The 23,334-nt window shown below is 46.8% G+C and carries 28 protein-coding genes and 2 tRNA genes; 16 read left to right on the plus strand and 14 right to left on the minus strand.

Features of this window, described 5'->3' with window-relative positions; translation table 11 throughout:
- Window positions 1-56 precede the first annotated feature (56 nt).
- The gene (locus LPQ35_RS03695; protein WP_428832252.1) at window positions 57-1,397 is read right to left on the minus strand and encodes an NCS2 family permease; all 1,341 of its coding nucleotides are present in this window, start codon (window positions 1,395-1,397) and stop codon (window positions 57-59) included.
- A gap of 96 nt (window positions 1,398-1,493) precedes the next feature.
- Here LPQ35_RS03695 and LPQ35_RS03700 point away from each other — a divergent pair, with 96 nt between their 5' ends.
- The 4 genes from LPQ35_RS03700 (at window position 1,494) to LPQ35_RS03715 (ending at window position 3,272) form a co-directional block, all read left to right on the plus strand.
- Window positions 1,494-2,345, plus strand: coding sequence for an LEA type 2 family protein (locus LPQ35_RS03700; RefSeq protein WP_193805839.1), 852 nt, complete (start codon window positions 1,494-1,496; stop codon window positions 2,343-2,345).
- Window positions 2,346-2,382: 37 nt separating this feature from the next.
- On the plus strand, window positions 2,383-2,778 hold the full coding sequence (locus LPQ35_RS03705) for a thioredoxin domain-containing protein (RefSeq protein ID WP_193805836.1): 396 nt from the start codon (window positions 2,383-2,385) through the stop codon (window positions 2,776-2,778).
- Window positions 2,775-3,146 carry a hypothetical protein gene (locus LPQ35_RS03710; protein ID WP_193805834.1) on the plus strand — a complete coding sequence of 124 codons (372 nt, stop codon included), beginning with the start codon at window positions 2,775-2,777 and terminating at the stop codon, window positions 3,144-3,146. The genes LPQ35_RS03705 and LPQ35_RS03710 overlap by 4 nt, the downstream gene beginning before the upstream one ends.
- A gap of 53 nt (window positions 3,147-3,199) precedes the next feature.
- A tRNA-Gln gene (locus tag LPQ35_RS03715) sits at window positions 3,200-3,272 on the plus strand.
- A 166-nt stretch (window positions 3,273-3,438) separates the two neighbouring features.
- Here LPQ35_RS03715 and LPQ35_RS03720 read toward each other — a convergent pair.
- Window positions 3,439-3,512, minus strand: a tRNA-Pro gene (locus tag LPQ35_RS03720).
- A gap of 59 nt (window positions 3,513-3,571) precedes the next feature.
- Between LPQ35_RS03720 and LPQ35_RS03725 the strand changes: the two genes are divergently transcribed.
- On the plus strand, window positions 3,572-4,738 hold the full coding sequence (locus LPQ35_RS03725; protein WP_203218928.1) for an HD domain-containing protein: 1,167 nt from the start codon (window positions 3,572-3,574) through the stop codon (window positions 4,736-4,738).
- Here the strand turns inward: LPQ35_RS03725 and aroE are convergent.
- From aroE to LPQ35_RS03760, 7 genes are read right to left on the minus strand one after another with little or no spacing between them, the layout of a single operon-like run.
- Window positions 4,715-5,518 carry a shikimate dehydrogenase gene (gene aroE / locus LPQ35_RS03730; protein WP_193805831.1) on the minus strand — a complete coding sequence of 268 codons (804 nt, stop codon included), beginning with the start codon at window positions 5,516-5,518 and terminating at the stop codon, window positions 4,715-4,717. The two genes, LPQ35_RS03725 and aroE, sit on opposite strands and share 24 nt — an antisense overlap.
- Window positions 5,515-6,291, minus strand: coding sequence for an NAD(+)/NADH kinase (locus tag LPQ35_RS03735; protein WP_193805828.1), 777 nt, complete (start codon window positions 6,289-6,291; stop codon window positions 5,515-5,517). Before LPQ35_RS03735 ends, aroE begins: the two co-directional genes overlap by 4 nt.
- Window positions 6,288-7,055 carry an inositol monophosphatase family protein gene (locus LPQ35_RS03740; RefSeq protein ID WP_193805826.1) on the minus strand — a complete coding sequence of 256 codons (768 nt, stop codon included), beginning with the start codon at window positions 7,053-7,055 and terminating at the stop codon, window positions 6,288-6,290. The genes LPQ35_RS03735 and LPQ35_RS03740 overlap by 4 nt, the downstream gene beginning before the upstream one ends.
- A 27-nt stretch (window positions 7,056-7,082) precedes the next feature.
- Window positions 7,083-7,958, minus strand: coding sequence for a thiamine pyrophosphate-dependent enzyme (locus LPQ35_RS03745; RefSeq protein ID WP_193805823.1), 876 nt, complete (start codon window positions 7,956-7,958; stop codon window positions 7,083-7,085).
- Window positions 7,955-9,130, minus strand: a complete 1,176-nt coding sequence (locus LPQ35_RS03750; RefSeq protein ID WP_193805821.1) for a transketolase C-terminal domain-containing protein — start codon at window positions 9,128-9,130, stop codon at window positions 7,955-7,957. The genes LPQ35_RS03745 and LPQ35_RS03750 overlap by 4 nt, the downstream gene beginning before the upstream one ends.
- 1 nt (window position 9,131) lies before the next feature.
- A complete protein-coding gene (locus tag LPQ35_RS03755; RefSeq protein WP_193805819.1) occupies window positions 9,132-9,425 on the minus strand; it encodes a 4Fe-4S dicluster-binding protein in 294 nt (97 codons plus the stop codon).
- Window positions 9,419-9,988 (minus strand): pyruvate ferredoxin oxidoreductase subunit gamma, encoded by a 570-nt coding sequence (locus LPQ35_RS03760; protein ID WP_193805817.1) that lies wholly within the window; start codon window positions 9,986-9,988, stop codon window positions 9,419-9,421. The genes LPQ35_RS03755 and LPQ35_RS03760 overlap by 7 nt, the downstream gene beginning before the upstream one ends.
- Window positions 9,989-10,160: 172 nt before the next feature.
- Between LPQ35_RS03760 and LPQ35_RS03765 the strand changes: the two genes are divergently transcribed.
- From LPQ35_RS03765 to LPQ35_RS03805, 9 genes are read left to right on the plus strand one after another with little or no spacing between them, the layout of a single operon-like run.
- Window positions 10,161-11,357, plus strand: coding sequence for an acyl-CoA dehydrogenase (locus LPQ35_RS03765; RefSeq protein ID WP_346297718.1), 1,197 nt, complete (start codon window positions 10,161-10,163; stop codon window positions 11,355-11,357).
- 45 nt (window positions 11,358-11,402) lie between these two features.
- Window positions 11,403-12,704, plus strand: coding sequence for an ABC transporter substrate-binding protein (locus tag LPQ35_RS03770; protein ID WP_193808085.1), 1,302 nt, complete (start codon window positions 11,403-11,405; stop codon window positions 12,702-12,704).
- A 30-nt stretch (window positions 12,705-12,734) separates the two neighbouring features.
- Window positions 12,735-13,625: an ABC transporter permease subunit gene (locus LPQ35_RS03775; RefSeq protein ID WP_193808084.1), complete on the plus strand. Its 891-nt coding sequence runs from the start codon at window positions 12,735-12,737 to the stop codon at window positions 13,623-13,625.
- A gap of 1 nt (window position 13,626) precedes the next feature.
- Window positions 13,627-14,613, plus strand: a complete 987-nt coding sequence (locus LPQ35_RS03780; RefSeq protein ID WP_346297689.1) for a branched-chain amino acid ABC transporter permease — start codon at window positions 13,627-13,629, stop codon at window positions 14,611-14,613.
- Window positions 14,614-14,617: 4 nt separating this feature from the next.
- Window positions 14,618-15,346 carry an ATP-binding cassette domain-containing protein gene (locus tag LPQ35_RS03785; RefSeq protein ID WP_193808083.1) on the plus strand — a complete coding sequence of 243 codons (729 nt, stop codon included), beginning with the start codon at window positions 14,618-14,620 and terminating at the stop codon, window positions 15,344-15,346.
- Window positions 15,347-16,051 carry an ATP-binding cassette domain-containing protein gene (locus LPQ35_RS03790; RefSeq protein ID WP_193808082.1) on the plus strand — a complete coding sequence of 235 codons (705 nt, stop codon included), beginning with the start codon at window positions 15,347-15,349 and terminating at the stop codon, window positions 16,049-16,051.
- Between the two features lies 1 nt (window position 16,052).
- The gene (locus tag LPQ35_RS03795; protein WP_193808081.1) at window positions 16,053-16,442 is read left to right on the plus strand and encodes a universal stress protein; all 390 of its coding nucleotides are present in this window, start codon (window positions 16,053-16,055) and stop codon (window positions 16,440-16,442) included.
- A gap of 10 nt (window positions 16,443-16,452) precedes the next feature.
- Entirely contained in the window at window positions 16,453-17,643 is a 1,191-nt protein-coding gene (locus LPQ35_RS03800) for a CoA transferase (protein ID WP_193808080.1), read from the plus strand.
- Window positions 17,644-18,606: an NrpR regulatory domain-containing protein gene (locus LPQ35_RS03805; RefSeq protein WP_193808079.1), complete on the plus strand. Its 963-nt coding sequence runs from the start codon at window positions 17,644-17,646 to the stop codon at window positions 18,604-18,606.
- On the opposite strand, the gene LPQ35_RS03810 is transcribed toward LPQ35_RS03805, so the two are convergent.
- From LPQ35_RS03810 to LPQ35_RS03820, 3 genes are read right to left on the minus strand one after another with little or no spacing between them, the layout of a single operon-like run.
- On the minus strand, window positions 18,599-19,309 hold the full coding sequence (locus LPQ35_RS03810) for a hypothetical protein (protein ID WP_193808078.1): 711 nt from the start codon (window positions 19,307-19,309) through the stop codon (window positions 18,599-18,601). The two genes, LPQ35_RS03805 and LPQ35_RS03810, sit on opposite strands and share 8 nt — an antisense overlap.
- Window positions 19,299-20,066, minus strand: coding sequence for an NAD(P)H-dependent oxidoreductase (locus LPQ35_RS03815; protein WP_193808077.1), 768 nt, complete (start codon window positions 20,064-20,066; stop codon window positions 19,299-19,301). Before LPQ35_RS03815 ends, LPQ35_RS03810 begins: the two co-directional genes overlap by 11 nt.
- A gap of 50 nt (window positions 20,067-20,116) precedes the next feature.
- Window positions 20,117-20,362 (minus strand): hypothetical protein, encoded by a 246-nt coding sequence (locus LPQ35_RS03820; protein WP_203219018.1) that lies wholly within the window; start codon window positions 20,360-20,362, stop codon window positions 20,117-20,119.
- A gap of 170 nt (window positions 20,363-20,532) precedes the next feature.
- On the opposite strand from LPQ35_RS03820, the gene LPQ35_RS03825 reads away from it, so the two are divergent.
- On the plus strand, window positions 20,533-20,829 hold the full coding sequence (locus LPQ35_RS03825) for a polysaccharide biosynthesis C-terminal domain-containing protein (protein ID WP_193808076.1): 297 nt from the start codon (window positions 20,533-20,535) through the stop codon (window positions 20,827-20,829).
- A 34-nt stretch (window positions 20,830-20,863) separates the two neighbouring features.
- On the opposite strand, the gene LPQ35_RS03830 is transcribed toward LPQ35_RS03825, so the two are convergent.
- Together LPQ35_RS03830 and speD are read right to left on the minus strand one after the other, a co-directional pair.
- Entirely contained in the window at window positions 20,864-21,889 is a 1,026-nt protein-coding gene (locus LPQ35_RS03830) for a bis-aminopropyl spermidine synthase family protein (protein WP_193808075.1), read from the minus strand.
- 43 nt (window positions 21,890-21,932) lie between these two features.
- Window positions 21,933-22,271 (minus strand): adenosylmethionine decarboxylase, encoded by a 339-nt coding sequence (gene speD, locus LPQ35_RS03835; protein ID WP_193808074.1) that lies wholly within the window; start codon window positions 22,269-22,271, stop codon window positions 21,933-21,935.
- Between the two features lie 415 nt (window positions 22,272-22,686).
- Between speD and LPQ35_RS03840 the strand changes: the two genes are divergently transcribed.
- Complete coding sequence (locus LPQ35_RS03840; RefSeq protein ID WP_193808073.1) at window positions 22,687-23,334, plus strand: 50S ribosomal protein L1; 648 nt, start codon at window positions 22,687-22,689, stop codon at window positions 23,332-23,334.

Consider the following 23,334-nt stretch of genomic DNA (forward strand, 5'->3'; position numbering starts at 1 on the left):
ACATTGAGTATATAATAATAACTACGTGTCAATACAAAAAAGAAAAGAGGGGTTGTTTAAATCACACCGCCGAGATACAGGAAGTAGGCAGCGAACACCAGTGCCAGCACGTACATCAGCGGATGTACTTCTCTGTATCTTCCCGCGACGACCTTCAGGATGACATAGCTTATGAATCCTGCACCAATACCGTCTGCGATTGAGTACGTGTATGGGATTGTAACAAGTACGAAGAACGCCGGCAGTGCCTCTGTGAGATCATCAAAGTCGATGTCTCTAACAACCGTCAGCATGTAAAATCCAACTATCATCAGAGCTGGGGCGGTTGCCTGTGCAGGGATAACCTGCGCTATAGGTGAGACGAAGAGACCGATCACGAGGAACATCAGTCCAACCACAAGTGCTGTCATTCCCGTCCTTCCGCCCTCCTCGATACCTGCTGCGCTCTCTATGTATGTTGTCACGGTTGAGGTTCCCAGCAGCGCACCAACCGATGTGCCTATAGCATCTGTCAGCAGGATTTTCTCACTGTCCGGTATGCTCCCATCCTCTCTCATGAATCCTGCTTTGGCGCTAAGTCCGGCAACCGTTCCGAGTGTGTCGAAGAAGTCGACCATGAAGAATGCGAACACAACGCCTATTGCTCCCACACTCAGCAATCCTGAAAGATCGAGCTTGAAAAGCGTTTTATCGAGTGTAGGGGGAGCAATTATACTTTCCGGTGCAGGTGATACACCGAGAATTATAGCGAATATCGTTGCAGCAACGATGGAAAACAGAAGCGCACCGGGGATATTTCTGACCATCAGGAGAAACGCAACAACAAGTCCAATCATTGCAACCCAGAACTCAGGTTTTCCAAAGTTTTCGGCACCGAGGGTTATGAGTGTGGCGGGACTGTCAACAACAATGCCTGCAGCCTTCATACCTATGAGCGTCAGGAAGAGACCTATACCAGCACCAATTGCGTATTTCTGTGACGGCGGGATGGCATTGATAACTGCAGTTCTGATTCCGGAAATGGACAGCACTATGAACAGAAGACCCTCAACGAAAACCGCAGCAAGAGCAACCTCCCATGAGTATCCCATTCCCAGCACAACACCGTACGTGAAATATGCATTCAACCCCATTCCTGGAGCAAGTGCAAATGGCTTTCTTGCATACAGTCCCATGATTATCGTGGCTATACCTGCTGAAAGTGCAGTTGCTGTTACAAGGCTCGGTATTGCATCTTTTCCAATCGCATCACTTAAGATCAGTGGATTCACGAAAATTATGTAGCTCATTGTCATGAACGTTGTAAGCCCTGCAATAACCTCTGTTCGCATGTCGGTTCCATATTTCCTGAATTCAAAATAGTCCTCTAACCCCATGATTCTGGCTTCAACGAGCATAATTAAAACTTTACTGTTACTGGAATTCTACCGGGTTTTCCAGCATCGACATATCTGGCAGAAGATATTTATTGGTGGTCAACGTAAATTTATTTCATGAGGAAGGTTCTGGCTGCCCTCCTTCTGCTCACTGCAGTATTTCTTTTCGGATGCATCGAACCAAAAATAACCAACGTCGATAAAAAGTGGGGTGCTGTAAATAACGACTATTCCGAGCTAATTGTGGGGATTGATATAGACAATCCGCTTCCGTTTCTTCCGTTAAAGGATGTGGAATCGAGCATTTTCGTAAATGGAATTCAGATTGCGTCCGGAAATGCTGAGAAAATATCAGCGAGCAGAATAACTCTCAGCATAAAAATCGATAACGACAGGATAAAGGACTTCTGGATCAGTCATCTTGCCAACGATGAAAAAAGCACGATACTGATAAAGGCAGTTCCTGTAATCAATCTTTTTGTCACTGAATACCGCTATCCTGTCGAGATGGAGCAGAATCTCGAAACGAATATTTTCGGAATGGATTTCGGAGACAGATCAATCGCTGTAGCTGGAAGAGAGATATTCGCTCTCAAAGATATAAAAGCAGAGAGGGGCAAGGTTACCAGCGAATACACGGAGATACTTGTTAGGGGGACAGCAATCAACAATGCTCCGGCCAAAGTTGATATTGAAAAGCTGGAATACAAAATTACATTGAATGATGTGGTTGTGGGACAGGGAACGGCCAGGATTTCCAGAACACTCGAACCGGGAGAATCTGTTGAGCTGCAGGTGCCAATCATGATTGATAATTCTAAGATTCCGGAATGGTGGGTAACCCATGTGAAAAACGGAGAGAAAACTGTGGCAAAAGTCTCTGCCAAGCTTTACATAAAGACGGCTGGAGTCGGTTACAGCCTTGATTTTGGGGAAACGAGCGAATTCAGGACTCATCTGGCAGATTAGCGAAAGATTTATTATATTTCTTTTCCGTTTTTGATTCATGAAAAAGAAGCCGGTTTTGTATTTAGTTACATTTTTGTCAGGCGTACTGATTGCCATGATGCTCTTTCTATCCGCCGGAGGCGAATACAGCAATCAAAAGCCGGAAGCCCTCGAGGGGGCAAAGATGTATTATTTCTATGCTGACTGGTGTCCTCACTGTCAGAAGGTCAAACCCTATGTAACCGAGATGGCTAAGAGCTATGATATTGTTTTCTGCAACCTCACCGCCGGAGAAAATACGTTGAGTCAGGAGTGTCTGGAGATCGCAAAGCAGGTCCGGATCCCGGGAGTTCCCACCATTCTTGCGGTCAAGGATAATAAGGGGTATCTGTTCGTAGGAGAGGATCAGATCCTCAATCTCACAAGAGCTGCAGGGATAGAGGTGAAGGAATGATGTGGCAGGGTAACATGAAACGTGTGGGCGTGGTTCTCGGTGTTGCCGGGATTGCCGACTCACTATATCTTCTGTTTGCAGACTCCATCTCGTGTTTTACTGATATCTGCGGCACACTCAGAATACCCTTCGTCCCGGAACATCTGCCAGCGATTTTTGGTCTGCTGTGGTTTGTGTTTTCACTTGTGATTTTCTGGGGGAATCTTAAAAATAAAATATACATCGACCTCTGGCGGTTTTCCGGGATTTTTGGGATTGCCTTTCTCGGCACGTATGCTGTGGTTAACAGCTACTTCTGCCCATTCTGCTTCACTGCATACGCTTTTGGCATTGCACAGATAGCAATCTCTGAGAGGGTTTTCGGATAGCTGCTAGGTTCAACAAAAATCAATAAAAATCGGCACCTCAACCTAGCCATGGCAGCCCCGTGGTGTAGCGGTCAATCATGCCGGCCTTTGGAGCCGGCGACCGGGGTTCGAATCCCCGCGGGGCTATGGTTTTTTAACATCCATAACTCCCAGAACTTTCTAACCGGGTCATCTTTCATCTTCACCGCAGTTTGCTAAAATTTCATTCAGCAAGGCAACCCTTCCGGAGCCTCGTCTGAGGAATTGACGAAAACTCATAAAAAAATTCCTGAACCCAAAACGATTTGAGCAATGGGGCCGCCGAGATTTGAACTCGGGTCACGGGCTCCCAAAGCCCGAAGGATAACCAGGCTACCCTACGGCCCCCTCTTTTCAGGCCTTACTGAATGGGTTTAAAAATTCTGCGATAGTTTAATCTATTTTCGATGCGAGATTTGGATGTGAAGAACATTCATGACTCCGTCCATGGCACCATCAGGCTTGAGGACTGGATGGTAGAGATTATCGACACTCCTGAATTCCAGAGGCTCAGGAGGATCAAGCAGCTTGGCTTTGCGGATCTCGTTTATCCCGGAGCCAACCACACTCGATTTGAGCATAGCATAGGAACGCTGTATGTAGCGAAAATGCTCACCGATGATGCTGAGATCCTCGCCTCTGCCCTCCTCCACGATATCGGACACGCCCCTTTCAGCCATTCCGGAGAGGGCATCGTGAGGAAATATCTCGGAAAAGAGCATGAGGATGTTAGGGACATTCTGATGAACTCCAGAATAAGGGAGATTCTCGAGGAAAACGGAATGGATTGGAAAAATGTTGCAAGAGGTATTTTGAAACCTCCGGTTTCGAGTGTGATCGATGTTGACAGGATAGACTATCTGATGAGAGATTCGCACTACACAGGAGTTGCTTACGGGATAGTGGATTTCGACAGGCTCATTAAAACGCTGGATTTCGATGGCGAAAACGTCTATGTCAGCATAAAGGGTGTGAGGGCGATTGAAAGCCTGCTGATCTCCCGTTATCTAATGTATTCTGCCGTATATCATCATCACGTTTGCAGAATTGCCAAAAAAATGTTTGAGAAAGCCGTAGAATGGATGATCTCAGAAAATGAGCTTGATCCCAGAAGACTCGTTGAAATGGATGATCATGATATAATCTCTGCAATGAGAAACTCGTGCGGATTTCCTAAGGAGATAGTTTCGAGACTTGACTCCAGAAGACTGTACAAGAGGGCAGTATATGCTCCAAAACAGGATATTGGTATTAACATAGAGAAGATTGACACAAAAAGGGCAGAGAGAGAAATTGCCGAAGTTGTCGGACTGGATGAGCATGAGATCATAGTGGATGTGCCGGGATACAGAAGTGAGGAATATGACATTCCTGTTTACGTAAATGGGGAATTCGTGTCCGTTGAGGAAATATCTCCTCTTGTCAGGGCGCTGAAAAATGCACACATGCAGAACTGGAGAATGGGTGTGTACTGTCCTGCGGAGCATGTTGACTCCGTGAGAAAAACTTCTATAGATTACTTTGACATAAATACCTCCACACAGCAGAAACTATCCGATATTCTCGATCTCTGATATTACAGCTTTTTTCATCACATCGACCGGAGCTTTCTGTCCGGTAAATATTTCGAATGCTCTGGCACCCTGATATACGAGCATGTCAATCCCGCTGACGATCCTGCAGCCAAATTTTCTGCCAGCCGAAACCAGTGGTGTGGATGGCGGGTTGTAGACCATATCGAACACAGCAAGGGCTTTTTTGATCAGGCTCAGCGGTACGGGCATAGCGCTCTGGAACCCCTTCATGCCCAGTGGGGTTGCGTTGACTATTAAATCGAATTTGTGCCTTTCCAGAGCATGTAATGGAACGAACTCAGCACCGAATTTTCCGGCAACCGCTCTGCCCTTCGTTTCTGTCCTGTTGGTTATGTAAACTCTGCTGGTATCTCTGAGAGCGTAAATACTGGCTTTTGCAGCTCCACCAGCCCCAACAATCAGCACTTTCAACCCATTGACTTCAATTTCTGCAGCGTTAATTGCTTCAAGTATTCCATAAACGTCTGTGTTGTAACACTTCCCGCTTTTCAGATCCACTGTATTTGCGGCTCCTATTTCCTGAACTTCTTTTTCCGGATTGAAAAACTCGATGATTTTTTCTTTATGCGGGATAGTAACGTTTATGCCCTTGATGTTCAGTGATTTCATGCCTGAAACTGCTGTTTCGAGCTCTTCAGGTTTAACTTCGAAAGGAACGTAGATCCCATCATAATTCAAACGCTTCAGTGCAGCATTGTGCATAACGGGTGATAGAGAGTGCTTAATCGGAAATCCTATGACACCGAAAACGTCGGTCATTTCATTGACCTCATTTTTGCTACCATATCTGTTATTCTCGAAGATTTTTCAAAAAATCTGGCTGGATTCTCAGACTTTTTGATTATAACTTCCTCCCCGGCTCCGACCTCCATTGATTTGTTTCCATCTGCTATTGCCAGTGCATCTCTGAGTTCCGAGATTCTTATCTTTACCAGCCTTTCTGGGGACAGCACCCAGGGCCTCCATCCGATTCTGAATGGTGAAATCGGTGTAAAGCAGATAGCCTCTGAGTAGGGGTCGATAATTGGTCCACCCGCTGAAAGCGAGTAGGCGGTCGAGCCTGTGGGTGTCGAGAATATTGCCCCGTCAGCTCTCATGGACTCGATAAGCTCTCCATCTGCATAGACCTCGAACTCTATCAGTCTTGCCTGAACTGAGGAGACAACAGCAACCTCATTCAGGGCGGTAACTCGCACGTCCTTATGTGATGCCTCAATCCTCATGAACTCCTCTATTCTGAGTTTACCCTCCGCAGCCCTGAGCAGCTCTGCGCCATAGTTTTCCGGGGATGCATGAGTCAGAATACCCATCCTGCCTGTATTGATGCCAAATATGGGAGGTGGGTTTTTCAGTTCCTGCAGAGTCCTGAGAATTGTACCATCTCCCCCCACTGTAACGATCATGCCGCAGTCTTCAAGTGCGCATGATGGTATGTGGTGCAGTTCTGCCTGGTATCCATATTTTTCGAGAAATTCTGCGACTTCTCTGGCGATTTCAACCGAGTCAAACTTGTAAACTATTCCGATTTTCATAACAGCTCGAGCAATTTTTTGTGCAGGGGTTTTCCGGAAACCACAACCCTGAACCTCTCTTCCATGGAAATCTCTTTTTTCCAAATGCTGACACCGTCCAGATCCGTGATCTCTGCACCTGCATTTTTGGCGATGAATAGTGATGCAGCTATATCATACACCCTCAGATACCCCCTCCCGTTTTCCGATTTTCTCAGGTCAATGAAGCAGTCGAAGGACCCATCGGCGACCATGCAGATTTCTAAGGAGGCACTGCCGAATATCCTCATCCTCCTGAATGGATATCTTCTAACAGGATAGTAAACTATTGCGTTGCAGTCCAGCCTCTCAGTCTCGCTGGCGTTTATCCTCTCTCCGTTTTTGTATGACCTTCCGTCAGAGTAGTATTCATCACCGGTTGCAAGGTTTTTCACATAGCTGAAAAATGTGTCTTCGAGCTTTATAGAGGATGAAAAGCACAGTGTTACAGAATATAATGGAATACCATTCACCGCATTAAATGTCCCGTCTATGGGGTCGAGTGCGACGTATGTATCGCCTTCACCAACCACGCCTGCCTCCTCACTGACAACCCTCACATCGTGCTGTAGGAGATATTCAATGGCTATTTTCTCTGCTATGACGTCTATTTTCTTGCTGGGCGTCCCATCCTTTCCGATACCAACTGTCACTCCAGCTTCAGAAGTACCTGAAAGTTTTTTCACTTCTCTCTCTATTTCTTCAGCAACGCTCCTTGAAATCTCAAGAGCTTCTTTCGGGGTCATAAAAATTCGTTCAAAAAATGGGGGAATTCAGGCGTCAAGCCCGTATTTCTTTGCGTTTTCATCAGCAACTCTCTGAAGCTCCTCTATAATTTCCTGACCTTTTGGATGGCTGAACAGATGCCTGAACCTTCTCTGCAGCTTGAGGTATTCAGTTACGGGTTTTCGTTCTTTGATTTTTCTCACTCTAACAAGCTGCCCGTTCTCGTATTCCACAAGTGGGTATAGTCCGGTCTCCACTGCGAGCTTTGCCACTTCCACTGTGAGCTTGCCATCTATTCCCCATCCCGTTACGCATGGGGAGTGAACCTGGATGTATTTGGCTCCCTTAAATTCTGCTGCTCGTTTGACCTTCCTCTGAAAGTCTTTTGGATATGCTATGCTTGCGGATGCCACGTAAGGGATACCATGGGCAACTGCAATACCAACCATGTCCTTCTTCCTTCCGACCTTCCCCGGAAGTATATTTCCGACCGGTGTGGTGGTTGTTGCCGCTCCCGTCGGAGTCGCCATACTTTGCTGATTTCCAGTGTTCTGGTAGGCCTCGTTGTCATAGCAGATGTAGATTACGTTGTGATTTCTGTCCATCATTCCTGACAGGGTGCCGAAGCCGATGTCGAAGGTTGCACCATCTCCTGCGAAAACGACAACATGGGCCTCATCTTCTCTTTTTAAGGCTCTCAGAGCAGCTTCAACACCTGCCGCAACTGCTCCAGCATTCTCGAAGAGGGAATGAACGTAAGGCACTCCCCATGTGTTCCTGTTGTACATTGAGCTTACGATTTCCAAGCAACCGGTTGAGTTGACCACAATGGCCTTACCATCGAGAGCTTCCAGAGCGCCCCTTACTGCTATTGGAAAGCCGCATCCGGGGCAGGCTCCATGCCCGGGACCAAAAAGGTTCATGGTATCACCTCTTCGAACTCGTTTAGACCTTCATACCTCTTTTCAGGGGTGATTTTTCCTTCTGCAACGTTTCTGACAATATCTTCTATGAGTTCTCTCGGTATATCTCTGCCTCCAAGGCCTACCACCACCGGATACACTTCCAAATCCAGCCCGAAGAGGGCGGATTTGACGTCTGCTGTGACCGGTGGTTCGGCACCCACAGACAATGCTCTGTCGAGAACGATAACCTTCTGGGCATTCTTGAGGCTCTCTCTGATATCCTCGGCAGGGAATGGGCGGTATGTTCTTATTTTGAGCAAACCTACCTTCAGTCCCTCCTGTCTGAGCTGTTTTACGGCCTCCCTGACAAGGCTTACGATTGAGCCCATTGCGACAACGACGATTTCAGCATCCTCACAGGATTCAGCAACAACGTGCCCACCCCAGTTTCTGCCCGTGATTTCATACCATTTATCGAATTCTTCGAGCATGATTTCCTTTGCCCTGTCCATTGCGTATTCCATCGCCACTCTGAACTCCATGTAGTATGGTGGTGGCGCATAGCATCCCATTGCAACCGGATTGTTTACATCAAGCTTGACTGGTGGTTTGTATGGTGGAAGGAACCTGTCAACTGCCTCCTGATCGAGCAGATCAATGGGTTCATATGCGTGTGTCAGCTTGAACCCGTCAACACATACCATGAACGGGAGAAGAACATCTCTGTTTTCCGCAACCTTGAAAGCGAGAGGCACCATGTCGTGAGCTTCCTGATTGTTTTCGGCATAGAGCTGAATTATTCCCGCATCTCTAATGGATATACTGTCCTGAATATCGTTCCAGATGCTCAGTGGGGCTGAGATTGACCTGTTCGCCACGACAAGCACGACTGGCAGCCTCATTCCTGCAGCGTTGTAGAGAACCTCGGTCATTAGAAGCAATCCCTGTGAGCTTGTGGCCGTAAACACTCTTGCTCCTGCTGCTGAAGCACCGAGAACCATTGAAGCAGCTCCGAACTCAGATTCGGCTGTTATGTATTCGGTATCCCCGAGGTCTCCGTTAGCGTACATCTGTGCGAGATTCTCAACGATCTCAGTCTGAGGAGTTATTGGATAAGCGGCAATCACGTTTGGCTTTGAGAGCTTTACCGCATACGCTATGGCGTAAAAACCTCTTACAACTTTTCTCATTTCAGCACACCTCTATCTTGTAAATATCTTTTGTTTCCATTTCTATGGCACTGACGGGGCAGACGGTATAGCACACCCAGCAGCCTTTGCAGTAGTCATGGTTTACAACAGCAACTTTTTTCTCGTCTTTTTCCACAAGCTCAACGGCAGGTTCAGGGCAGAATGTAACGCACTGCCCGCATCCGATGCATTTTTCTTCATCAACAATCGCCAATTCCGTCCCCCAGTCCCCCGTTTTCATAGATGTGCTTAGTGGGGGATTGCTCGCACCGATATAAAGCTTGATTTTTACCATCCGCATACCTCCTTCATGTGATCATAAGCCTCCCTAACAAGTCTAACATTCTTCTCGGCAATATCTTTATTTCCGAACCATTCCATAATCGTCTCTTCCACACTTTCGATTTTTACAATCCCTGTTGCCCCAACAAAAGCCCCAACCATTGCAGTGTTCGTGATCGGACGACCCAGGATTTCCATTGCCATTTTCGTGGCGTTGATCGCATGAACCTCAACATCCTTACCGAGCTTTTGCTTGAGATCCTCACTGCCCTTTGGATAGTTTATTATCGCAATACCGCCGTCTTTGATTCCGGCAAGGACGTCAACAACATCTACGAGAGACGGATCCATCACAACAACGAAATCGGGGTTTTTAACCTCATCTCTGATTACAATTGGCTCGTCGGAGATTCTCAGGAAAGAGACAACCGGAGTACCTCTCTTTTCTGCGCCAAACATGGGAAATGACAGTGTGTAATAACCATCCTTAAATCCTGCAACTGCTAAGATGTCTGCTGCCGTAACTGCTCCCTGACCACCTCTACCGTGAAACCTAACTTCTTTTAGAATATCCATCCCCTCCTGAAATCTGTGTCATAGAATGGCAATTTTAAGGATATAATAAGTTTGTGGTATCTGGAAGATTGGCTGTTCTGTTTTCTCATGTCTCTAATCATTTTTATTTTAGGAAAACAAATTCCGAAAAATTAATAAAGAAAAATAATTAAAATTTTAAAAGGTGATAAACGTGTCCAGACCAGCAGACTTCTACAACATCGATGAACTTCTAACAGACGAGGAAAAGCTTGTAAGAAGCTCAGTTAGGGAATTCCTGGAAAAGGAAGTCAGACCTCTCGTTATAGATGCCTGGCATGAAGAAAAGCCCCTCAACTTCAGAGAACTCGGGAAGAAATTCGGAGAACTCGGCATGCTCGGGGCGTTCATCCCCGAGGAATACGGCTGTCCGGGAATGAACTACACCACATTCGGGTTAATCTGCCAGGAAGTCGAAAGAATCGACAGCGCTCTCAGAAGTTTCGTGGCCGTAACATCCGGCCTCGTCATGTACCCAATATGGAGGTACGGCAGCGAGGAGCAGAAGAAAAAGTACCTTCCCAAGCTTGCGAGCGGAGAGATCATAGGCTGCTTCGGCCTCACCGAGCCAAACCACGGCAGCGATCCCGCAAGCATGGAGGCGAGATGCAAAAAAGACGGAGACGAGTGGATCCTCAATGGAACAAAAACCTGGATTACAGAGGCTGACATAGCAGACATTGCAATCTTCTGGGCGAGAGACGTTGACGACGGCAGGGTGAAGGGATTCATAGTGGAGAAGGGAACCAAAGGCTTCCACCAGAGCGCATTGACTAAGAAAGGCTCAATGAGAGCAGGAGGCGTGGGTGAATTCTCGCTTGTCAACTGCAGAGTCCCGGATGAACAGAGGCTGCCTGAGGCAAAGGGCCTTGGCGCCCCTCTAAGCTGCCTCAATCAGGCAAGGTTCGGCATCTCCTGGGGAGCAGTAGGCATAGCCTTGGACTGCTTTGAGACAGTACTCAGCTATGTGAAGGAGAGGAAGCAGTTTGGAACCCCTCTCGCATCCTTCCAGCTCGTCCAGGAAAAGCTCGCCTACATGCTTATAGAGATCACAAAAGCCCAGCTCGTCGCATGGAGACTGGGCAGACTCATGGATGAGGGCAGGGCAACAACAGAACAGATCTCCTTGGCCAAAAAGAACAACGTCAAAATCGCAAGGGATATAGCAAGACTGGCAAGGGAAATGCTCGGAGCCAACGGCATAAGCCTTGACTACTCCCCGATAAGACACATGGCAAACATCGAGTCAGTCTACACCTACGAAGGCACAGACGACATCCACACCCTCATCCTCGGCAGAGCCATAACCGGAATCCAGGCCTTCAGAAGGGAGCTGAGGCTTGAAAAGTAAAAATTTTTAAAGATTAATTATTTAAAATCTACTGAGGTGTTATGCATGAAAAAAACTGCAGCACTGTTTGTGTTTGGTTTGCTGGCGCTGGCCCTGCTTTTTGCAGGATGTGCCCAGCAAGAACAGAAATCTGAGGAAACACCCAAGGCAGAAGTCCTCTATTTTGGGGCACCACTGAGTCTCTCAGGAAAATACTCCAAGGAAGGCCAGATGTCTCTGTGGGGAATGCAGGTAGCGATAAAGTGGATAAACGAGGTTCATGGCGGACTTAAGGTTGGAGACAAAGTCTACAAGGTTGAACTGAAATACTATGATGACCAGTCCAACAAAGAGGTCGTTCAGAGCCTGATTCAGAAGCTTGCAGACCAGGACGGCGTCAAATTCATCCTCGCTCCGTACAGCTCTGGTTTGACTCTGGCAGCGGCACCAATTGCTGATCAGAGAGGCGTTCTGATGAACAGCCATGGAGGTGCGAGTGACTACATATTCGAGCAGGGCTACCACTATGTTGTCCAGACACTCAGCCCTGCAAGCAAGTACCAGACCGGGTTCCTCGACATGGTTAAATCGGTTGATCCTGAGGCAAAGAGAGTTGCGATGATATATGAGGACAATGAATTCTCAAGGGCTGTTTTCAAAGCTGCCGGAGAGTATGCAAAACAGCTTGGCTTTGAGATAGTATTTGACAAGACCTATCCAAAAGGAGTTCAGGACCTGTCTCCACTGCTAAATGAACTCGCTGCAGCTAAGCCTGATGTGATAATCGGTGGAGGTCATTTTGCAGACGGTCAGCTCCTCGTCAGTCAGCTTGCAGATATGAAGATCAATGTGAAGGCCGTTTCAATACTTGTCGCGCCGGCCCTTCCGGCATTCTACGACGCTCTCGGTACCAAGGCTGAAGGCGTTTGTGGCCCGGCTCAGTGGGAGATTGGAGTCAGCTATGGGCCTGAAGCTGCTAAGAAGCTCGGCATCGATTACTATGGTCCAACCCAGGATGAGTTCCTGAAGATGTTCAAGGAAGTTTCTGGCACTGATGAACCTCCAAGCTATCACGCTGCTGAGGCTGCGGCTGCAGTCCTCTCCTATGCATACGCAATTGAAAAGGCACAGAGCACAAATCCGGACGACGTCAGGGAAGCAATGAACACCATTGAGTTCATGAGCGTTTACGGAGTGTGGAAGATTGATCCAGAGACCGGAAAGCAGATAGGGCATGAGATGGTCATAATTCAGTGGCAGGGAGGCACAAAGAAGATAATATGGCCTCCAGAAGCCGCGAATGCGGATCCGTACTATCCAATGCCTACGTGGGAAGAAAAGGAGCAGGGCAAGCTTGCTACCAAATGAATCCCTATCTAATTTTTTTGAGGTGATGGAATGGTAGGTGACCACTTGGTCTCGAATCTGTTCTACGGGGCGTTGCTTGGCAGCGTTTATGGTGTTGCAACAATGGGTTTAAGCATGATATTTGGAGTTTTGAGGATTGTTAATGTTGGGCATGGTTCTTTTGTTATGGTTGGGGCATTTACAGCCTTCTGGCTTTTTACGCTTTATTCGATCGCTCCGATTTTATCCATACCTGTTGCTCTTATTTTTGGTATCGCTCTCGGTTTTGTCATATTTCAGGCCGTAATGAAAAAGCTGGTTGACGCCCCAGAACTCTCCACTCTGCTTGCCACCTTTGCCATAGGCGTTTTTATCGAAGAAACTGCAAAATTCATCTGGGGGTCCGACTACGTTGGTTTCAGCTGGGACATTGGAACGCTGTACCTCGGGTCGATAACCGTCCCGTACACCAAGATCCTTGCGTTTGTAGCCTCGACAATAATAGCGGGGCTACTCTATCTGTGGTTCACAAAAACAAAGCTTGGAAAAGCAATAAAGGCTGTTGTTGAGGACAGGGACGGTGCAGCGGTTTGTGGAATTGATGTAAACAGGATTTTCACTCTCAGCTTTGCTCTCGGAATTGGAGTTACTGTCATGAGTGGTGTTCTGGTAACGCTCTTCGTTCCGGTGGGAATCAACGTGTACATGGGTGCGGATTACACACTCAGGGCTTTCGTTATTGCCGTTCTCGGTGGTCTGGGGTCACCATGGGGCGCGTTTATTGCGGGATTCCTTTTTGGGCTTTTCGAAAACGGTTCTTACACGCTGCTTGGTATGATTCCAGGGGTTGAGCCGTTCGCCCTGACGAGATTCGTTGCGTTCGTGTTCCTGCTCGTGATTCTGCTTGTCAAGCCAACCGGTCTCTTTGGAGGTGAAGAGTGAAATGCAGATGGGCAAGCTCAAGGCTCTCGTTCCAATGGTACTCGTCTATGTCATACTGCTCGTCATCGGACTGACTGTTCCGGGAATGTGGCAGCCTGTGGTTTACTTCATGTTTTACGTGGCTCTCGGTCAGGCGTTTAACATATTTCTCGGACTTACAGGGTATGTTGACTTCGGATACGTGGCATTTCTCGGGCTTGGAGCGTACGGAATGGCGATCGCCCTCCAGAACTTCGCGCATCTCGGCCTCGTTGCAATTCCCATAGGCATAGTGCTTGCAGTTATCATGTCTGTATTGCTCTCCATGGCTGTTGGAGCGGTGGCTCTGAGGTTGAGGGGTGCCTATTTTGCCATTGCCACAATAGGTGTGAACGAAGGTTTCAGGTTTCTGCTTGTTGGAACAAAACTCTGGGGCGGCTCTGAAGGTATCGTGCTTTCCGGCTTCATGAGGAAGGCGTTTGGAAGAGAAATTGCAAACTATCTCTCTACCTTCGTCTCAGACCTGCTGTTATTTCTGGTAGCTTTTCTTGCAGCACTCACAACAGTGGTGATTCTCAACAAAAAAATGGGTTATGCTCTGCTTGCTTTGAGGGAGGATGAGGATGCTGCCAGAGTGATGGGCATAAACGTAACAAAATACAAGATAATGGCGTTCATAACCAGTGCGGCGTTTGCAGGGTTGATTGGGGCGATAGCCTGGACCCTGAAGTTAACCTATGTGTTTCCTGAGGACGTCTTTAACATACACTACACCGTTGAGGCTATCGTCATCGTGATGCTTGGAGGTGCCGGAACCCTTATTGGTCCGATGATTGGTGGTTTAATCTATGGAGTACTCAAGTATTACCTTTCAGTGATATTTCCTGGAGTGCAGCTGTTGATTCTTGCACCTCTTCTTATCGTAACCATTGTGGCGTTCCCAGAGGGAGTTGCAGGGTATCTGATCAAGAAAACAAGGAACTCCAAGCTTGCAGAGTATTTGAGGTGATAAAATGCCACTCTTAAAGCTTGAAAACGTTACGAAGAGGTTTGGAGGTCTTGTTGCAGTCGATTCCATAAGCCTTGAGGTTGAGGAGGGTGAAGCGCTCGGCATTGTTGGACCGAACGGGAGCGGTAAAACCACGCTCTATAACCTCATAAGCGGAGTGTATTACCCGGATGAGGGCAGGATAATCTTCAATGGAGAGGACATCACAAAACTTCCGCCGCACAGAAGAACACCCCTGGGGCTTGCAAGAACATTTCAGATTCCAAGACCATTTGGCTCAGCAACGGTGATAGAAAACGTGGCGATTGGTGCCATGTTTGGAGCGGGAAGGGATGTTGATTCTGCTCTCAGAGAGGCTGACGAAATGCTTGAGCTTGTAGGAATTGACCATCTGAGAGACAAGGAGGCCAAACTCCTCACACCTCTCGAAAAGAGGTTGATGGAGCTTGCGAGGGCTCTTGCGATGAAACCCAAAATGCTCCTTCTGGATGAGGTTATGGCTGGAATGAACCCCTCAGACATTAACAGGATACTTGACCTTCTGGACAGGATACGAAAGGAGGAAAAGGTGGCCGTGGTCTCGATGGTGGAGCATCTCATGCATGCCATAACCAGGTTTGCCGAGAGGGTCGTTGTGATGCATCAGGGTAAGAAACTGATTGAAGGCGAGACGTACGAGGTATTGAGCCATCCTGAGGTTATAGAGGTCTATCTTGGAAAGAAGGTGGTTTGAATGCTTACTGTAAAGGAACTTGAGGCAGGTTACGGAGAAATGCAGGTTCTGTGGGGCGTGGACCTGAAAGTGGGAAAGGGGACAATAACGGCAATCCTGGGGCCCAATGGTGCCGGTAAAACAACCACGCTGAGGGCCATCTTTGGACTCAACAGTCCCTGGAATGGAAGCATAGAATTTGACGGGGAGGATGTAACATTCCTGCCCCCGCACAGAAAGGTTGAGAAAGGACTCACGATGGTTCTCGAGGGCAGGCATCTCTTTCCCGGAATGACTGTGGAGGAAAATTTGGAACTGGGAGCATACACGAAAAGAGCCGAAGAGCGATTTGAAGACTCTCTTGAGCTGGTTTTCACCCTCTTTCCAAGACTCAAAGAGAGAAAAAAACAGAAGGCAGGGACGATGAGTGGGGGAGAGCAGCAGATGCTTGCTATTGCGAGAGCGCTGATGACAGCCCCGAAAATGATTCTGCTGGATGAGCCGAGCCAGGGTCTGGCACCCAAGCTTGTTGCAGAAGTTTTTGAGACGATTTCAAAGCTGAGGGATGAGGGTCTTACGATTCTTCTTGTTGAGCAAAATGTATTTGCCTCTCTGGACATAGCAGACTATGCGTACGTTCTTGGAGAGGGAAAGGTTGTTACTGAGGGAACAGTTGATGAAATAAAGGATTCTGATGAAATTAAGAGGGTTTACGTGGGTGTTTGATATGATTGTGTGTGCGGTTGATGATTACCGGAGGATGGAGAAGCTTGTCAGATTTGCGGCAGAGGAGGCAAAATTTAGGGGAATGAAACTTCACATAATCCATTCCAGTCCAGGCGGGGATAAAACTGATTTGGAAGAGGTGGAATTCGGGGAGAAACTTCTTGCCGATGCAGAGAAAATAGCGGGAGAGTACGGTATTGAGGTGGAAACGCACTTTCTCCTGAGGGGAAATGATCCCGCAAAGGACATTCTTCTCTTCTGCGAGGAGGTAAATGCAAAACTTGTCGTTATCGGGGTTAAAAAAAGAACTCCAGCCGGTAAACTGCTGTTCGGAAGTGTTGCGCAGCAGGTGATACTGCACGCCGAGATTCCTGTGATATGTATAAAGTGAGGTGAACTGTATGTCGAAGCATCCACTTGAGGGTATAAAGGTACTTGAGCTGGGGCAGGCTGTTGCTGGGCCATATATCGGCACACTTCTGGCAGATCTTGGGGCGGAGGTAATTCACATTGAGAGACCAAAGGTGGGAGACTTGGCAAGGCACTGGATTCCGATACGGGGGGACCTCAGCTTTTATTTTGCAGTAACAAACAGGAATAAGAAGTCCATGACGCTCGACTTGAAAAAGGATGCGGGCAGAGAAATTTTCATGAAGCTTGCTGAAGAAGCCGATGTAATCATTGAGAACTTTGTTCCGGGGGTTGTGAAGAGACTGGGCGTGGATTATGAAAGCGTTAAGAAGGTAAATCCAGATATAATTTACCTGCACGTATCGGGATTCGGTCAGACCGGACCCTACCGGGATAGGCCTGCATTTGACCAGGTTCTTCAGGGGGAGACAGGGATAATCAGCTATACCGGGACTAAGGACAGTCCGTCCAAGGTCAATGTTCCCATAACTGATCTGCTGGCCGCCATGTATGGCGTTTATGCGGTTCTCGCTGCCCTCTATAACCGGGAGAAGTCAGGAGAGGGGATGGAAATTGACGTTTCGCTTTTCGACTGCGCTGTAACGTTGATGATGAATCTGATGAACATGGTGCTTGTTGAGGGAATGAAGGATGAGGAGCTTAGAATGGGTTCGAAGTACTTCCTTGCAACGCCTTATGAGCCGTATCCTGCTGGAGATGGCAGACTCGTCAACATAGTTGTTGCAACGGAGTGGCACTGGCAGGCATTTTGCAGGGCTGTGGGGCTTGAACACATACTGGATGACCCAAGGTTCAGGACGAATCAGGACCGGCTGAAGCACAGAGAGGAACTGGAGAAGATAATTGTTGAAAAGCTTAAGGAAAAAAGCAGGGATGAATGGATAGAAATACTGCTCGAGGCAGGGGTGCCATGCGGTGCAGTGAATACGATTGAGGAGGTCGTAAATCATCCTCAGACGAAAGAAAGGAACGTGATAGTGGATGTGGAGTATCCCGGGCTCGGGAAAATAAAGCTCTTCAACAATCCTGTGAAGTTTTCTGGCTTTGAAATTGATGTGAGCAGACCTCCTAAACTTGGAGAGCACACTGAAGAAATTCTGAGGAGACTCGGTTATGGTAGCGAGGATATTGCCAGGCTGAGAGAAAGTGGAACGGTGTAAATGACACTCAATAGAATTCATATTTTAATTCTTGAGATTCTCTCTGAAAGTGGAATTGCGAGCTCATACAAGATAGCCGAGGCTCTGAAAGCAAAGGGGATTCATCATGATGCCCGGACAATACGATATCATATTGAAAAGCTTGCCAGAGACGGTCTCGTTAGAAAGCATGACAGGGGGGCGTCGATAACTGAAAAGGGTATAGAGGCGCTGAAGAGGCACAATGTGTTCGGCAGACTGGGGGAATTCTCTGAGAAAATCGAGTTCAATGTTTACAACTGCACCTTCAACCTGCTTGAGATGAAAGGGACTGTGCCGACAGATATTGCAGTGATTGACAAAAAATGGTATGATACTACCAGAGAGATAATTCTGAAAATGGCTGAAGCTCCCTTTCTGATCTCGAACCTTGTAGTGCTGCGGGACGAGGGAGAGCTCCTCGGAGAGTTTGAAGTTCCGGAGGGGAGTTTTGCTCTCGTGGTGATCTCAAACACCCTTTTCGATGTAATAATGAGAAATGCGGGTATCAATCTGTATCCGGAATTTGCCGGATTGCTCTACTGGAAGGATGGGTCGAGAGGTGTCAGTGAGATCATCAGCTACAGAGGAACAACCCTAAGCCCCGGATGGCTCTTTCTGAGGGCAGGCATGACAAGGGTATGGGATGCACTCAACGGAGAGGGCTACCTCATTGTTGCTATCAGAAGTTTCAGCAAGCACGCAGTGGATATTGCCAGAATGGAAATCGAAATGGCTGAGGCTAAAAACATCCGGGGTGTGGTTGAACTATCTGAAGACAAAAACGGTTTTCCCTTTTTCGGCATGAAGGCCAGCATGACAGTTCTTGCCGGCCTGAACTACCTTGCACCGCTGTTTGAAAGTGGCATATCTGGCGAACTTATGGTCAATGATATCCTGGTTGACATCAGGGAATTTGCTGACCCTGAAAGGGTGTTCAGGTAACGTCTCTGAATACAACCTTCATTCCGTTAAGCAGTATGTTCCTCGTGGACTCATCGAGGTCCTTCAGGAGCACTTCAAATTCCCGTATTTCGCTGTAATCTCCGCTTTCAGCCAGCCGTATCACTGCCAGAGGGTTCCTCGTTTTGCTCAGATACTCATACACTTCTGAAACCCTGTTTCCGTTTATACCCATATTCTCCATAAGCCAAGTTAGCCACGCAGTTCTTGCCTCTTTTGAAGCTATGTCCACAGTTCTCTCTTCAAGCTCAAGCAGAACTTTTACGAGAATGAAGTAGAGTTCCAGTATATCCTCTTTTTTCCATTTTGAAATGTGTTTCAGCAGAACATCATCTATTTTTCTCTGTATGTCTTTCATTCTGTAAACAATGTACATCAGGTCCTCGATTCCCTTGCTGAACTTGTACTCTTCATCCCGCTTGATCTCGAAAATCCATACTCTCCTCAGAACTTCGTTTATCGTTTTCATGTCGAGCTGTAGAAACTCCACCCTTGTTCTGAACATCTCTTCTATCTCAGCTCTGTTGGGGAGAACAATGTCGTTTATCAGGCTTGACATTTCAACAAGCCTTGTAAAAAGTATGTAGAATACGGGATTGAAGATGTTTCCTGTTTTTTTCAGTTTTACGGCTCTTATTACAAAATCCTCGTCGAATATTTCCCGTATCTCTTCTTCAAACTCCATATTTCTCCCTTAGCCTTGCAAGTACCTCTCTCTGTTCAATAAATTTTTCCTTGAATCCCCTAAGCACGCCGTAGTGCTTTACCATCCAGTCGTATGATAGAACATCTCCCGTCTCCACGACCTGAAGATCATCTGTCAGCTTTGATCTGCACACTGTGCATTCCAGCTTACCCTCCTTTGCCCTGAAAACCTCCGAAAGGCAAACAGGACACTGTCCATCTAACTTCAGCCTTTCTTCTTTCCGAATCGCCTCCGCAAGCAGATCGAGTTTTTTCACGTTTTCCTCTGTGAGCGCCTCTCCGGGCAGAGCGGCGTGGATTGGCAGAATGGCGAGAGGTTCTATGCCCAGAACTCTCAGCAGGATGTTGTACGTGTTGGCACCCCACCCTCTGAGTTCTTCAAAGCCGTAGAAGTAGATCACAGCTCCCTTCTTCCTGCTCAGCTCTTTCATGTGTGGGAGAGCCATGAACATCCTGTCCAGAAGAGCTTTCATCATTCCGGTCGCGTCAAGCCAGTAAATTGCAGACGATATCAGAACGAAATCTGCCTCTAAAAGCTTGCTGAACACGAAGTTTACGTCATCATCTATCATGCACTCCTGGCCAAACAGGCAGGCATAGCAGGCCTTGCATGGCTCAATCTTGAGTTCTGTGACATTCAGAATATCAAGCTCGGCATTCAACTTTTTCGCAATATATTTTGCTGCGAGAATGCTGTTGCCCTTCCTTTTGGTTCCTGTAAGCGCAAGAATTTTCATCGTTATTTTGCTCGGTAATTAAATTTAATAAGTATTTCTATTTATTGTTTCTATTCTTCGAAGTCTCCAAAATATTCGTCGTCCTCAAACTCTTCTTCGTCGTCAAAATTGCTCTCGTCTTCGTACTCTTTTTCAAGGTCTTCGGGATCAAATTCCTCATTTGTATCGAGGAGTATGAACTTTCCGTTTTCATACAGCAAAACTGCACCGCAGAGATCACACTCGATTTCAACACCCTCGAAAAGATCCCTGATTTCGATTTCCTCTCCACAGGACGGACATGCTATGAGCTTCATTGCAATCACCCTTCCGGGCAAAAATATAAATTTTTCCCTGTGTCAATGCGATTCACGGTCTGGAGAACTATTCCCGGGTTCTATTCACATCCAGATAGATTCAAGATAGATAATTCCAAAAATAGAATATTACTGTTCTGAATTATTTCTTCATTCTTGCTTACGGGATTGTGGGTGCGGCCATTGCCACGGTTGTGTCCAATGCTGTCACCTGGGTTGCGATGGCAGTTGCATCCAGAAGACTTCTTGGCATATTCTTTGATCATGGGGACCTGGTGAAGCCGTTAATTTCTTCCGCAGTTATGGTTATTCTTCTTAGCCTGACGGAGTTCACATCACTTTTGGATGCTGTTTTGAAAGTTGCTGGCGGTGCCATACTGTATTTCATCATTCTGTTTTTGCTAAGGGGTATTGGAAAAGAAGATGTGATGTATTTGCGGAAGGTGCTTGCGGGGCAGCAGAAATAAAAATATGTTTTATAAAAATATGTTCTGTTTCTGTTCAGTAGGGAGTCATCCAGCTTTCGTCGTCCTTGTAGACGGCCTCGTTTATTACCATCCTTCCCTTTACAAGTGGCTCGGGTTTTTTAACCGCCTCAATTCTGAAGAGTGTCGATGTGTAGAAGTTGTGGTCAATTCTCGCTCCAAATTTTTGAACTACTGGTAGTTTGTCCTGAAATCTGAAAAAGTTCTTTTCCTCGTCCGGATATACGTTGAATTTCCTTCTAAGATCTGTAATAACAAAACCCATATCATATATCATTCTCTGTATCTCATACCATTTCTTCCTCGATGCTTCGAGAGTTGTTATTCCGAAGTATCCGGAGCATCCCTCTCCTTTTAATGCTGAAACTCCTCTGCTGAGAAAGAGTTTCAGACCAGGGATGGTTTCGACAGGGTCGGTAACAAACACGTCGTATTTGCCTCTGAACTTATCTGGCAGCTCATTCTGGACATCGCAGGTTTCTGCCTCTACGCAGAGCCCGTATTCCTCAGCAGTTCTGTTTATGAAATCTATGAGCCTTTCATCAGCGTCAATCACACTAATTTTTTCAGGCATTCCTGTCAGGGCCGCTGCTATGCTGAGCAAGTCATCATCGCCAACCACAAAAATCCTCGACCTCAGAAGGTCACCTCTTTCATAGATGAATTCGACCCTCCTTATGACTCCTTCCGGGCTTATGAATCCCTGGTCAAAAACTTCAACCGTTTCAGGTCGTTTCTCTGCTATTTCCTTGTACTTTTTCAAAATCTCTTCAAAGTCCTTGGATATCACGTATCCTGTACCTTCGCAGCTCTTGCACCTTGTATCTAGGTTTATCGCTCCGAGTTCGTTTATCAGTCTCCTTGCCTTCTCTGTCGGGATTACGTTTCCATTCTCAATTCTGATTATATCTTCGTTAATAAGTTCGTCTACCAGCTGGAAAAACTCTGGCAGGCTGGCATCCTGCATATCTATAAGCCTGTAAACGGAAACAGGGCCTGAAGAAAGAGCCTGGAGTATCTGATTCCGTATTCTCCTCATCATGTTTTGGTTCTCGACGGAAAATTTATTTAAAATTTTTTATGTGCTAACCACGGTCAAGGACGTAGTGTCTGTAGGATTCCGGTTTGAACTTCTCCAAAAACAGCTCAAAAGCTTTATCGGTCTTTCTCGTATCTCCACATGTGAAGATGTCGAGATTCACAAGCCCGTGTTCGGGCCAAGTGTGTATCGAAATGTGGCTTTCGGCTATCAGCACAACACCCGTAACACCGTATGGCTCAAATTGCTTGTAATGAGAACTGATTTTTGTCAGTCCCGCCTCCTCAACAACGCTCTCCACAATGTCTCTTACCCTGCCCTCATGGGATATCAACTCCTCGGCTACACCATACAATTCTGCGATTATATGTTTGCCTACGATCATCTTCATCACCTGCTCCCATTTCTGGCATCGTAAACACCCCTAAACTACTGGAAATCGGGATTTTTTGAAGTTTCAGACCAATTTAATATTGAATCGCTGGTAATACAAATTGATTTTTAAAGTTTTCGCAAAATGTGGGGAATATTAAACTCCATTTCTAAAACAAAAAGGAAATTATAGGCCAATTTGAGTTTATTCAGGAATTTATTTGCCATTTCTGGTTAATTCCAAAAATTTCCGGTTTTTTTGTTTATCAATCAATCAGCCTTAATATCTATGTATGCGAATAATTACATATTGACGGACATCAGAACCAGGACATCAAAAATATTTTAAACCCACTTTTAAAGTCAAGGCTGATAGTCTACGGAGGAATCCGTAGGAGGCGCAAGCCGCTGCACTACGGGGTGATAAAATGCTGGTTGAGAAAAGTTTGCTTGAAGAGAAAATCGGAGAAGCAATAAATGGCGCAAAGCCAAGGAAATTCACAGAGACAGTGGAAATGGCAGTGAATCTGAGAAATCTTGACATGAAGAAACCGGAAAACAGACTTGACTCTCTTGTTCTGCTGCCAAAAGGTCTTGGAAAGCCGAGGAAGATTGGTGTTTTTGCAAGGGGTGAAACTGCGCTCAAAGCTAAAGAGGCCGGAGCTGATGTGGTCGTTTCTCCGGAAGAGATTGATGAACTTGCCAAGAACAAGAGGGAGGCAAGAAAGCTTGCGAATAAGGTGGATTTCTTCATAGCTGAGGCTCCGCTGATGCCTGAAATTGGTAAGAAACTCGGTCAGGTTCTCGGTCCGAGGGGTAAGATGCCTCAGCCATTGCCTCCTGGAGCAGACCCCGCACCGCTCATCGAGAGGCTCAGGAATTCTGTAAGGGTGAGGACGAGAGACAAGCTCACGTTTCACGCGCCCATAGGGACAAGAGACATGGATGCTGCAGATATTGCAGAGAATGCGATGGAAATCCTTAAGGTTGTTGAGAACAAATATGATAATGCACAGCAGATTGTTAAGTCTGTATATGTTAAGACAACAATGGGTCCTGCAGTGAGGGTGATCTGA

Source organism: Geoglobus acetivorans, from assembly GCF_039641995.1.
Lineage (GTDB): Archaea > Halobacteriota > Archaeoglobi > Archaeoglobales > Archaeoglobaceae > Geoglobus > Geoglobus acetivorans.

What these genes read in the sequence shown, in the direction of transcription:
- LPQ35_RS03695 (WP_428832252.1), bottom strand. Translation starts at nt 1,397, where the DNA reads ATGCTCGTTGAAGCCAGAATCATGGGGTTAGAGGACTATTTTGAATTC.
- LPQ35_RS03700 (WP_193805839.1), top strand. Translation starts at nt 1,494, where the DNA reads ATGAGGAAGGTTCTGGCTGCCCTCCTTCTGCTCACTGCAGTATTTCTT.
- LPQ35_RS03705 (WP_193805836.1), top strand. Translation starts at nt 2,383, where the DNA reads ATGAAAAAGAAGCCGGTTTTGTATTTAGTTACATTTTTGTCAGGCGTA.
- LPQ35_RS03710 (WP_193805834.1), top strand. Translation starts at nt 2,775, where the DNA reads ATGATGTGGCAGGGTAACATGAAACGTGTGGGCGTGGTTCTCGGTGTT.
- LPQ35_RS03725 (WP_203218928.1), top strand. Translation starts at nt 3,572, where the DNA reads ATGCGAGATTTGGATGTGAAGAACATTCATGACTCCGTCCATGGCACC.
- aroE (WP_193805831.1), bottom strand. Translation starts at nt 5,518, where the DNA reads ATGACCGACGTTTTCGGTGTCATAGGATTTCCGATTAAGCACTCTCTA.
- LPQ35_RS03735 (WP_193805828.1), bottom strand. Translation starts at nt 6,291, where the DNA reads ATGAAAATCGGAATAGTTTACAAGTTTGACTCGGTTGAAATCGCCAGA.
- LPQ35_RS03740 (WP_193805826.1), bottom strand. Translation starts at nt 7,055, where the DNA reads ATGACCCCGAAAGAAGCTCTTGAGATTTCAAGGAGCGTTGCTGAAGAA.
- LPQ35_RS03745 (WP_193805823.1), bottom strand. Translation starts at nt 7,958, where the DNA reads ATGAACCTTTTTGGTCCCGGGCATGGAGCCTGCCCCGGATGCGGCTTT.
- LPQ35_RS03750 (WP_193805821.1), bottom strand. Translation starts at nt 9,130, where the DNA reads ATGAGAAAAGTTGTAAGAGGTTTTTACGCCATAGCGTATGCGGTAAAG.
- LPQ35_RS03755 (WP_193805819.1), bottom strand. Translation starts at nt 9,425, where the DNA reads ATGGTAAAAATCAAGCTTTATATCGGTGCGAGCAATCCCCCACTAAGC.
- LPQ35_RS03760 (WP_193805817.1), bottom strand. Translation starts at nt 9,988, where the DNA reads ATGGATATTCTAAAAGAAGTTAGGTTTCACGGTAGAGGTGGTCAGGGA.
- LPQ35_RS03770 (WP_193808085.1), top strand. Translation starts at nt 11,403, where the DNA reads ATGAAAAAAACTGCAGCACTGTTTGTGTTTGGTTTGCTGGCGCTGGCC.
- LPQ35_RS03775 (WP_193808084.1), top strand. Translation starts at nt 12,735, where the DNA reads ATGGTAGGTGACCACTTGGTCTCGAATCTGTTCTACGGGGCGTTGCTT.
- LPQ35_RS03780 (WP_346297689.1), top strand. Translation starts at nt 13,627, where the DNA reads ATGCAGATGGGCAAGCTCAAGGCTCTCGTTCCAATGGTACTCGTCTAT.
- LPQ35_RS03785 (WP_193808083.1), top strand. Translation starts at nt 14,618, where the DNA reads ATGCCACTCTTAAAGCTTGAAAACGTTACGAAGAGGTTTGGAGGTCTT.
- LPQ35_RS03790 (WP_193808082.1), top strand. Translation starts at nt 15,347, where the DNA reads ATGCTTACTGTAAAGGAACTTGAGGCAGGTTACGGAGAAATGCAGGTT.
- LPQ35_RS03795 (WP_193808081.1), top strand. Translation starts at nt 16,053, where the DNA reads ATGATTGTGTGTGCGGTTGATGATTACCGGAGGATGGAGAAGCTTGTC.
- LPQ35_RS03800 (WP_193808080.1), top strand. Translation starts at nt 16,453, where the DNA reads ATGTCGAAGCATCCACTTGAGGGTATAAAGGTACTTGAGCTGGGGCAG.
- LPQ35_RS03805 (WP_193808079.1), top strand. Translation starts at nt 17,644, where the DNA reads ATGACACTCAATAGAATTCATATTTTAATTCTTGAGATTCTCTCTGAA.
- LPQ35_RS03810 (WP_193808078.1), bottom strand. Translation starts at nt 19,309, where the DNA reads ATGGAGTTTGAAGAAGAGATACGGGAAATATTCGACGAGGATTTTGTA.
- LPQ35_RS03815 (WP_193808077.1), bottom strand. Translation starts at nt 20,066, where the DNA reads ATGAAAATTCTTGCGCTTACAGGAACCAAAAGGAAGGGCAACAGCATT.
- LPQ35_RS03820 (WP_203219018.1), bottom strand. Translation starts at nt 20,362, where the DNA reads ATGAAGCTCATAGCATGTCCGTCCTGTGGAGAGGAAATCGAAATCAGG.
- LPQ35_RS03830 (WP_193808075.1), bottom strand. Translation starts at nt 21,889, where the DNA reads ATGATGAGGAGAATACGGAATCAGATACTCCAGGCTCTTTCTTCAGGC.
- speD (WP_193808074.1), bottom strand. Translation starts at nt 22,271, where the DNA reads ATGATCGTAGGCAAACATATAATCGCAGAATTGTATGGTGTAGCCGAG.
- LPQ35_RS03840 (WP_193808073.1), top strand. Translation starts at nt 22,687, where the DNA reads ATGCTGGTTGAGAAAAGTTTGCTTGAAGAGAAAATCGGAGAAGCAATA.